This is a genomic window from Pseudomonas sp. NPDC086251 (assembly GCF_044746405.1).
Classification (GTDB): domain Bacteria; phylum Pseudomonadota; class Gammaproteobacteria; order Pseudomonadales; family Pseudomonadaceae; genus Aquipseudomonas.
On record NZ_JBIVBY010000071.1, the window covers coordinates 1 to 8,140 of the forward strand.

Consider the following 8,140-nt stretch of genomic DNA (forward strand, 5'->3'; position numbering starts at 1 on the left):
AAGGACGACAACCCACTGAAAAACGCCCCGCACACGGCGGCGGAAATCGTCGGCGAGTGGACGCATCCGTACAGCCGTGAGCAGGCTGTTTACCCGGTAGCGTCGCTGATCGAAGGCAAGTACTGGCCGCCGGTCGGTCGCGTCGACAACGTCTTCGGTGATCGCAACCTGGTCTGCGCCTGCCCGTCGATCGAAAGCTACGCTTAAACCAATGAGGGGCGGGCTCACTCGCCCCCATTTCAAGAACACCACAAAAACCTGTGGGAGCTGGCCTGCCAGCGATAGCGGTGGATCAGTCGACACTTCCGTTGCCTGACACCCTGCAATCGCTGGCAGGCCAGCTCCCACAGGATCATGCCTGGCCTGACTTTCACCAATTCCTATAACAAGAAAACCGGAGAACAACCATGTCGTTAAGCGTGTTCGACCTGTTCAAGATTGGTATCGGCCCCTCCAGCTCCCACACCGTCGGCCCGATGCGTGCCGCTGCACGTTTTGCCGAAGGTCTGCGCCGTGAAGGGCTGCTGACCGCGACCGCCTGCGTCAAAGTCGAGCTCTACGGCTCGCTCGGCGCCACCGGCAAAGGCCACGGCAGCGACAAGGCTGTGTTGCTGGGCCTGGAAGGCGAACACCCGGACACTGTGAACACCGAAACCGTCGCCGCCCGCCTGCAAGAAATTCGTGGCAGCGGTCGTCTGAACCTGCTCGGTGAGCACGCCATCGAATTCAATGAAAAACTGCACCTCGCGATGATCCGCAAACCGTTGGCCTATCACCCCAACGGCATGATCTTCCGCGCGTTCGACGCCGCAGGGCTGCAAATCCGCAGCCGCGAGTACTACTCGGTCGGCGGCGGCTTTGTCGTCGATGAAGACGCCGCCGGCGCCGACCGCATTGTCGAAGACGCCACGCCCCTGACCTTTCCGTTCAAAAGTGCCAAGGACCTGCTCAATCACTGCACCACCTACGGCTTGTCGATCAGCCAGGTGATGCTGACCAACGAAAGCGCCTGGCGCCCGGAAGCGGAAACCCGCGCCGGCCTGCTGAAAATCTGGCAAGTGATGCAGGACTGCGTCGCGGCCGGTTGCCGCAACGAAGGCATCCTGCCCGGTGGCTTGAAGGTCAAGCGCCGTGCGGCGGCGCTGCATCGGCAACTGTGCAAGAACCCGGAATCGTCGCTGCGTGATCCGCTGTCGGTGCTGGATTGGGTCAACCTCTACGCGTTGGCGGTCAACGAAGAAAACGCCAACGGCGGACGTGTCGTCACTGCGCCCACCAACGGTGCGGCGGGAATCGTCCCGGCGGTTTTGCATTACTACATGCGCTTCATCCCCGGCGCCAATGAAGACGGCGTCGTACGTTTTCTGCTGACGGCGGCCGCCATCGGCATTCTCTATAAGGAAAACGCCTCGATCTCTGGCGCCGAAGTCGGTTGCCAGGGTGAAGTCGGCGTCGCCTGTTCGATGGCCGCCGGGGCCTTGTGCGAAGTGCTGGGTGGCACCGTGCAGCAAGTGGAAAACGCCGCGGAAATCGGCATGGAACACAACCTCGGCCTGACCTGTGACCCGATCGGCGGGCTGGTGCAAGTGCCTTGCATCGAGCGCAACGCCATGGGCTCGGTCAAGGCGATCAATGCCGTGCGCATGGCCTTGCGTGGCGATGGTCAGCATTTCGTCTCCCTCGACAAGGTCATCCGCACCATGCGCCAGACCGGCGCCGACATGAAAAGCAAATACAAGGAAACCGCCCGTGGCGGTTTGGCGGTCAACATTATCGAGTGCTGATGCACTCACCTGCATCTGCATCATTTTCAGGAGCTGAATATGTCCACCGAACAATTGTCGACAACCCCGCTGCACGCACTGCACATCGAACTCGGCGCCCGCATGGTGCCGTTCGCCGGCTACGACATGCCAGTGCAATACCCGCTGGGCGTGATGAAAGAACACCAGCACACCCGTGAGCAGGCCGGGCTGTTCGATGTCTCGCACATGGGCCAGATCCGCCTGACCGGCGCCAATGCCGCCAAAGCCCTGGAAACCCTGGTGCCAGTGGACATCATCGACCTGCCGGTGGGCATGCAGCGCTACGCCATGTTCACCAACGAAACCGGTGGCATCCTCGACGACTTGATGGTCGCCAACCTCGGCAACGACGAACTGTTCCTGGTGGTCAACGCCGCCTGCAAGGATCAGGACCTGGCGCACCTGCAACAGCACATTGGCGACCAGTGCACCATCGAGCCGCTGTTCGAAGAACGCGCACTGCTGGCCCTGCAAGGTCCGGCCGCCGTCACCGCACTTGCACGCTTGGCGCCCGAAGTGGCGAAGATGACCTTCATGCAATTCGCCCGCGTGAAGCTGCTGGGTGTGGATTGCTTTGTCAGCCGTTCGGGTTACACCGGTGAAGACGGTTTCGAAATTTCCGTACCGGCCGCCGATGCTGAAGCCCTGGCTCGCGCGCTGTTGGCCGAACCGGAAGTGGAGGCCATCGGCCTTGGCGCTCGCGACTCCCTGCGCCTGGAAGCTGGCCTGTGCCTCTACGGCCACGACATGAACACCGAGACCACGCCGATCGAAGCCAGCCTGCTGTGGGCCGTCTCCAAGCCACGTCGTGCCGATGGCGCACGTGCCGGCGGTTTCCCCGGCGCCGAAACCGTGTTCGCTCAGCAACAAGGTGGCGTCAGCCGCAAGCGTGTAGGCCTGCTGCCTCAGGAACGCACACCGGTGCGCGAAGGTGCAGAAATCGTCAACGAAGCCGGCGACATCATCGGTAGCGTGTGCAGCGGCGGCTTCGGACCGACCCTCGGCGGCCCTCTGGCGATGGGTTACCTGGACAGCGCTTATATCGCTTTGGAAACACCGGTCTGGGCCATCGTACGTGGGAAAAAGGTGCCTTTGCTTGTAAGCAAAATGCCATTTGTTCCACAACGCTACTATCGTGGCTGATTGACTGTTTCTATAAGTAACGCGATTGCGTTAACAGTGCACTAATGTGTAACGCAATCGCCATAAAATAGTGCATGCCTTTGGCTCTAAGCTTCGTTTATGAACTTTGCTTATAACGATCGAAAACGATTGAACACCGCCATCGCATAAGCCAGCACTAGTTGCGATACGACACCACCAACGCGAGCAAATCCGGGCCTTTCACAGGGCTTGTTTTTTCTCCCGTAGTTGGCGTAGAGTTTGTTCACTGTGTTTGCATGGGTCGCTTGGAATCGTGACCTGGGCAGTAGCCTACAAGTTAGCTACATCCCGTTCGACGTCTTCTTACTCTCCTGCAACCAGCCCCAGTACTCTTTCATGAGAAGGAGACTGTCATTAATTTTTGCGTCAAAGGAAATAAGAAATGTCCCAACGTCAGAGCGGTACCGTCAAGTGGTTTAACGACGAGAAAGGTTTTGGTTTTATCACTCCAGAAAGCGGTCCGGATCTGTTCGTGCATTTCCGCGCTATTCAGGGCAACGGCTTCAAGAGCCTGAAAGAAGGCCAAAAAGTGACTTTCGTTGCTGTGCAAGGCCAGAAAGGCATGCAGGCTGACGAAGTACAAGCAGAAGCCTAAATCTTCTGTAACGAAAAAGCCCCTGATGCTGACATCAGGGGCTTTTTTGTGCGCGTAAATCCGTAAAATGGCTTCTTTTTCCGTCCAGAGGCTGCCATGTCGAAACACCTGCTCAAACCCCAGGGCGAATTTCCTGCCGCTGGCCTGGGTCGTCGCCTGGCAGCGATGTTCTATGACTTCCTGCTGTGTACCGCGCTGCTGATCGTTACCAGCGGCGTCTACAAGATGATTCAGATGGCAATCATCGGCGAGGACAAGATGCGCACCCTGACTGAAGCCGGCGCGCTGGACGGTGATCCCCTGCTGTCGACGGTGCTGCTGTTCGTGCTGTTCGGTTTCTTCGCCAAGTTCTGGACCTGGTCCGGGCAGACCTTGGGCATGCAGGTATGGTGTATCCGTGTGCAGAACGCCGACGGTTCATCCATCAGCCTGTGGCAGGCGCTGCTGCGCTTTGTGGTGTCGATCGCTTCTTTGCTGTGCATTGGGCTCGGGTTCATCTGGTCGCTGTTCGACAAGCAGAAACGCAGCTGGCACGACATGTATTCCAATACCCAGCTGGTACGGATTCCGAAGAAAACCAAGTAAGTCAGCCATACACAAATCAATGTGGGAGCGGGCTTGCTCGCGAAAGCGGTGTGTCAGTCGACATTAAGTTGTCTGACACACCGCTTTCGCGAGCAAGCCCGCTCCCACAGGTTTTGTGGACTGACTGACAGGCCTTAGGCGTTACCGGCCAACTTCATCCGCGCCGCCTGGGTAAAGTCGAGCATCCGCTTCAACGGCCTAATCGCCTGCGGAATCAACGCCGGATCAACAAAGATCTCGTTCGCCCCTTCCTTCAAGCTCTTCAGCAGGCGCTCAAGGGTGTTCATCGCCATCCATGGGCAATGCGCGCAACTGCGGCACGCAGCGCCGTTACCGGCCGTTGGCGCTTCGATGAAGACCTTGTCCGGGCACAGCTGCTGCATCTTGTAGAAGATGCCGCGGTCGGTGGCGACGATCAGCGTCTTGTTCGGCAGGCTCTGCGCCGCCGCGATCAACTGACTGGTGGAGCCGACGGCATCGGCCAGCTCGATCACTGAGGTCGGCGATTCCGGGTGCACCAGAATCGCGGCGTCCGGGTACAGCGCTTTCATGTCTTCAAGCTGCTTGGACTTGAACTCCTCGTGAACGATGCAGGCACCGTCCCACAGCAGCATGTCCGCACCGGTCTGGCGCTGGATATAGGTGCCCAGGTGTTTGTCCGGGCCCCAGATAATGGTTTCGCCGTTATCCATCAGGCTTTCGACGATCTCCAGCGCGCAGCTGGACGTCACCACCCAATCCGCCCGTGCTTTGACCGCTGCCGAGGTGTTGGCATACACCACCACCGTACGCTCCGGGTGCTGATCGCAAAACGCCGAGAACTCATCGACCGGGCAACCCAGGTCCAACGAGCAGGTCGCCTCCAGGGTCGGCATCAGCACGCGCTTTTCAGGGTTGAGGATCTTGGCCGTCTCGCCCATGAACTTCACCCCGGCGACCACCACGGTCTTTGCCGGATGGGCATTGCCGAAGCGGGCCATCTCCAGAGAGTCGGAGACACAGCCACCGGTTTCTTCGGCCAGGGCCTGAATCACCGGATCGCAATAGAAGTGAGCAACCAGCACCGCGTCCTGAGCCTTGAGCTCGGCAGCAATGGCGGCGCGGTAATAGGCCTCTTCCTCGGCGGTCAGCGGCTTGGGCTGCTTGGCGTCGAGGTGGGCTTGAACCAGAAGGCGTTCGGAAATCTGCGTCATGTTCGCAAGACCTGCAGGCGCGTTCGCGCGAAAGTCGAGTATACACCCGGCTCCGGACCCAATCAGGGTACCGCCGGGAGAGTGAGTATCATCAGGCACGGATAACGTTGGAGCTGCGCAAGGCTACAGAATATCCCGTTGATGCAAAAGATGATTCTGACCTGCGCCACGCGGTGCAGCCCTGGCTCGGGCCAACCTTAAATCGCGGGCAAAAAAAATCCGGAAATCCTCACTTGCGTGGGCCTTCCAGACTTTTAAAACTGCTACAAAAATGGTGGGTCGTGTGGGATTCGAACCTACGACCAATTGGTTAAAAGCCAACTGCTCTACCAACTGAGCTAACGACCCGCTGTGTGGTGGCGCGTATAATACTGATTTTTAAGGACTATTCAACACCTAATTTGAAATAAATCAAAAATAAGGTGTTGGGTCGCTGATTCCGGCTGCCGCGAAGCCTTCTGCACGCAGGCGGCAGCTGTCGCATTTGCCGCAGGCACGGCCATTATCGTCCGCCTGATAGCAGGAAACCGTCAGGCCGTAATCAACGCCAAGCTTCACGCCCGCCTGGACGATCTGCGCCTTGCTGAGGTTCTGCAGCGGTGCCTGGATACGGAAGCCATTGCCCTCGACACCGGCCTTGGTCGCCAGATTGGCCATGCGCTCGAAGGATTCGATGAACTCGGGACGGCAATCCGGGTAACCGGAGTAATCCACCGCGTTGACACCGATAAAGATGTCGCGAGCGCCCAGCACTTCAGCCCAGCCCAACGCCAGGGACAAGAAAACGGTGTTGCGTGCCGGCACGTAAGTCACCGGAATACCTTCGCCCGCCTCCTCCGGCACGTCGATGCGGGTGTCGGTCAAGGCCGAACCGCCGATACCGTTCAGGTTCAGGCCGATCACTTTGTGCTCAACTACACCCAGGTCGCGAGCGACACGGGCGGCGGCGTGCAATTCGGCGTGAGAGCGCTGGCCGTAATCGAAGCTCATGGTGTAGCAGCTGTAGCCTTCAGCACGGGCCATGGCCACGACGGTCGCCGAGTCCAGACCACCGGACAGCAGGATGACCGCACGTTTTTCAGCAGTGTTCAGTTGTTCCGTCATTTCAGCGCCCCGGCTCGTCATTCCAAAGATATTTATGCAGCTGCAATTGCAGACGCACAGGCAGGTTGTCAGCCACCACCCAGTCAGCCAGGTCCCGAGCATTGAGATCATGGTGACTTGGCGAGAACAGGACTTCGCCGGCACGTCGATCAAGACCGTACTGGATCAGCTTGGACACGGCCCAGTCGTAGTCTTCCCGCGAGCAGATGACAAACTTCACCTGATCGTTGGGCGTGAGCAGTTCGATGTTCTCGTAGCGGTTGCGGTGTGCTTCTTTCGACCCCGGGGTTTTCAGATCGACAACGCGACTGACCCGAGAATCTACCGCCGAGATGTCGAGAGCACCACTGGTTTCCAGTGACACTTCGTAACCGGCGTCACACAACCGCTTGAGCAATGGAACGGCGTTGGGTTGCGCCAACGGCTCGCCGCCGGTGACACAGACATAACGCGGACGAAAACCCGCCACTTGTTCGAGAATGTCGTCGAGCGGGCGAAGGGTACCGCCCGTGAACGCGTAGGCGCTGTCGCAGTATTGGCAACGCAATGGGCAACCGGTCAGGCGCACAAATACAGTGGGCAGCCCGGCAGTCCGCGTTTCACCCTGCAACGAGTAGAAAACTTCGGTAATTCTCAATGTGTCTTGCATAGTCGCCACGGGCATAACAGCTAAACAGGCTGTCCGCCTCCGTCAGGCACTTCGAGGAACCCCGCCACCGCGTAGATCCCAAAAAGCGTGTTTCATAAAAAGGGCGTGAATTCTAACGAAAAAACCCGCGACAAGCGCGGGTTTCTTCGAAACAGGTCAAGCAGCCTTACATTTTCTGCAGATCGCGCTGGGCCAGCTGAGCGGCGGAAGTGCCCGGATATTGGGCCACGACCTGCTGCAGAATGCCTTTGACCTTGTCGGTATGACCGAGGCGGCGCTCTACATCAGCGAGCTTGTACAGCGAATCAGGCACTTTAGGGTGCTTGGGGTACAGCTGCGAAACCTTGGCAAAGGCCTGACCTGCACCTTGCAGATCGCCTTTGGCCAGGTTCACTTCGCCCAACCAGTACTGGGCATTGCCCGCGTATTGGCTGTTCGGGTACTTGCGCAGGAAGGCGGCAAAAGCCTGGCTGGCCTTGTCGAAATCCTTGGCTTTGATCAGGTCGAAGGCTGCATCGTAATACAGTTTTTCCTTCGCCGGATCAGCCGGCTCGCTACCCGCGGCGGGTGCCTGAGCGGCTGCCGCTCCTGCACCTGCGCCTGCCGCTGCTGCACCGGGGGCGTTCAAACCGCCACCGGTGGAAGAATTTTCAGGAGTCGCGGCTGGTGCAACGCCGGTTCCTATGCGCCGATCAAGATCCTGATATCGCTCCAGGTTCTCTTGCTTCATGCGCGCTACTTCATTTTGCAGAACTTCAATCACACCTTGTTGGCGTGAGATCTGCTCTTGCATGGATTGCAGCTGGTTGAACAGCTCGCCCTGTGCCGAGACAGGGGCCGAAACCCCTCCCCCGGCATAGGCGCCGTTCGTACCGTAACCCGCAGGCGGATAACTGGTCCCGCTATTGTTATAGCCGGCATCGTTATCGACCACAGGAACCGCAGCCCACACCGCAAGCGGTGCGAGGCTGAGAGCCAGAACAGTTACAGCACGACGGCACGTTCGCATGACGAATTACTTCCGCAGTTCGACGCGACGGTATTG

General features: G+C 58.8%; 9 protein-coding genes and 1 tRNA gene. 5 read left to right on the forward strand and 5 right to left on the reverse strand.

The genetic code is table 11. The annotated features are described in order from the left end of the window. The 5 genes from ACIPL2_RS34825 to ACIPL2_RS34845 form a co-directional block, all read left to right on the forward strand. A partial coding sequence (locus ACIPL2_RS34825; RefSeq protein ID WP_401365285.1) for a hypothetical protein occupies positions 1-207 on the forward strand: 207 nt, incomplete at its 5' end. A 200-nt stretch (positions 208-407) separates the two neighbouring features. Then, positions 408-1,784, forward strand: a complete 1,377-nt coding sequence (locus tag ACIPL2_RS34830; RefSeq protein ID WP_401365288.1) for an L-serine ammonia-lyase — start codon at positions 408-410, stop codon at positions 1,782-1,784. Positions 1,785-1,823: 39 nt separating this feature from the next. Then, entirely contained in the window at positions 1,824-2,948 is a 1,125-nt protein-coding gene (gene gcvT, locus ACIPL2_RS34835) for a glycine cleavage system aminomethyltransferase GcvT (RefSeq protein WP_401365291.1), read from the forward strand. A 403-nt stretch (positions 2,949-3,351) separates the two neighbouring features. Then, positions 3,352-3,564, forward strand: coding sequence for a cold-shock protein (locus ACIPL2_RS34840; protein WP_003175786.1), 213 nt, complete (start codon positions 3,352-3,354; stop codon positions 3,562-3,564). Between the two features lie 96 nt (positions 3,565-3,660). Next, a complete protein-coding gene (locus tag ACIPL2_RS34845; protein WP_401365294.1) occupies positions 3,661-4,149 on the forward strand; it encodes an RDD family protein in 489 nt (162 codons plus the stop codon). Positions 4,150-4,283: 134 nt separating this feature from the next. On the opposite strand, the gene nadA is transcribed toward ACIPL2_RS34845, so the two are convergent. The 5 genes from nadA to ybgF form a co-directional block, all read right to left on the reverse strand. Beyond that, positions 4,284-5,342, reverse strand: coding sequence for a quinolinate synthase NadA (nadA, locus tag ACIPL2_RS34850; RefSeq protein WP_401365297.1), 1,059 nt, complete (start codon positions 5,340-5,342; stop codon positions 4,284-4,286). A 272-nt stretch (positions 5,343-5,614) separates the two neighbouring features. Beyond that, a tRNA-Lys gene (locus tag ACIPL2_RS34855) sits at positions 5,615-5,690 on the reverse strand. Between the two features lie 63 nt (positions 5,691-5,753). Continuing rightward, positions 5,754-6,446 (reverse strand): 7-cyano-7-deazaguanine synthase QueC, encoded by a 693-nt coding sequence (gene queC, locus ACIPL2_RS34860; protein WP_401365300.1) that lies wholly within the window; start codon positions 6,444-6,446, stop codon positions 5,754-5,756. A 1-nt stretch (position 6,447) separates the two neighbouring features. Continuing rightward, a complete protein-coding gene (gene queE, locus ACIPL2_RS34865; RefSeq protein WP_401365303.1) occupies positions 6,448-7,095 on the reverse strand; it encodes a 7-carboxy-7-deazaguanine synthase QueE in 648 nt (215 codons plus the stop codon). 166 nt (positions 7,096-7,261) lie between these two features. Further along, positions 7,262-8,104 (reverse strand): tol-pal system protein YbgF, encoded by an 843-nt coding sequence (gene ybgF / locus ACIPL2_RS34870; RefSeq protein WP_401365306.1) that lies wholly within the window; start codon positions 8,102-8,104, stop codon positions 7,262-7,264. Positions 8,105-8,140: the final 36 nt, after the last annotated feature.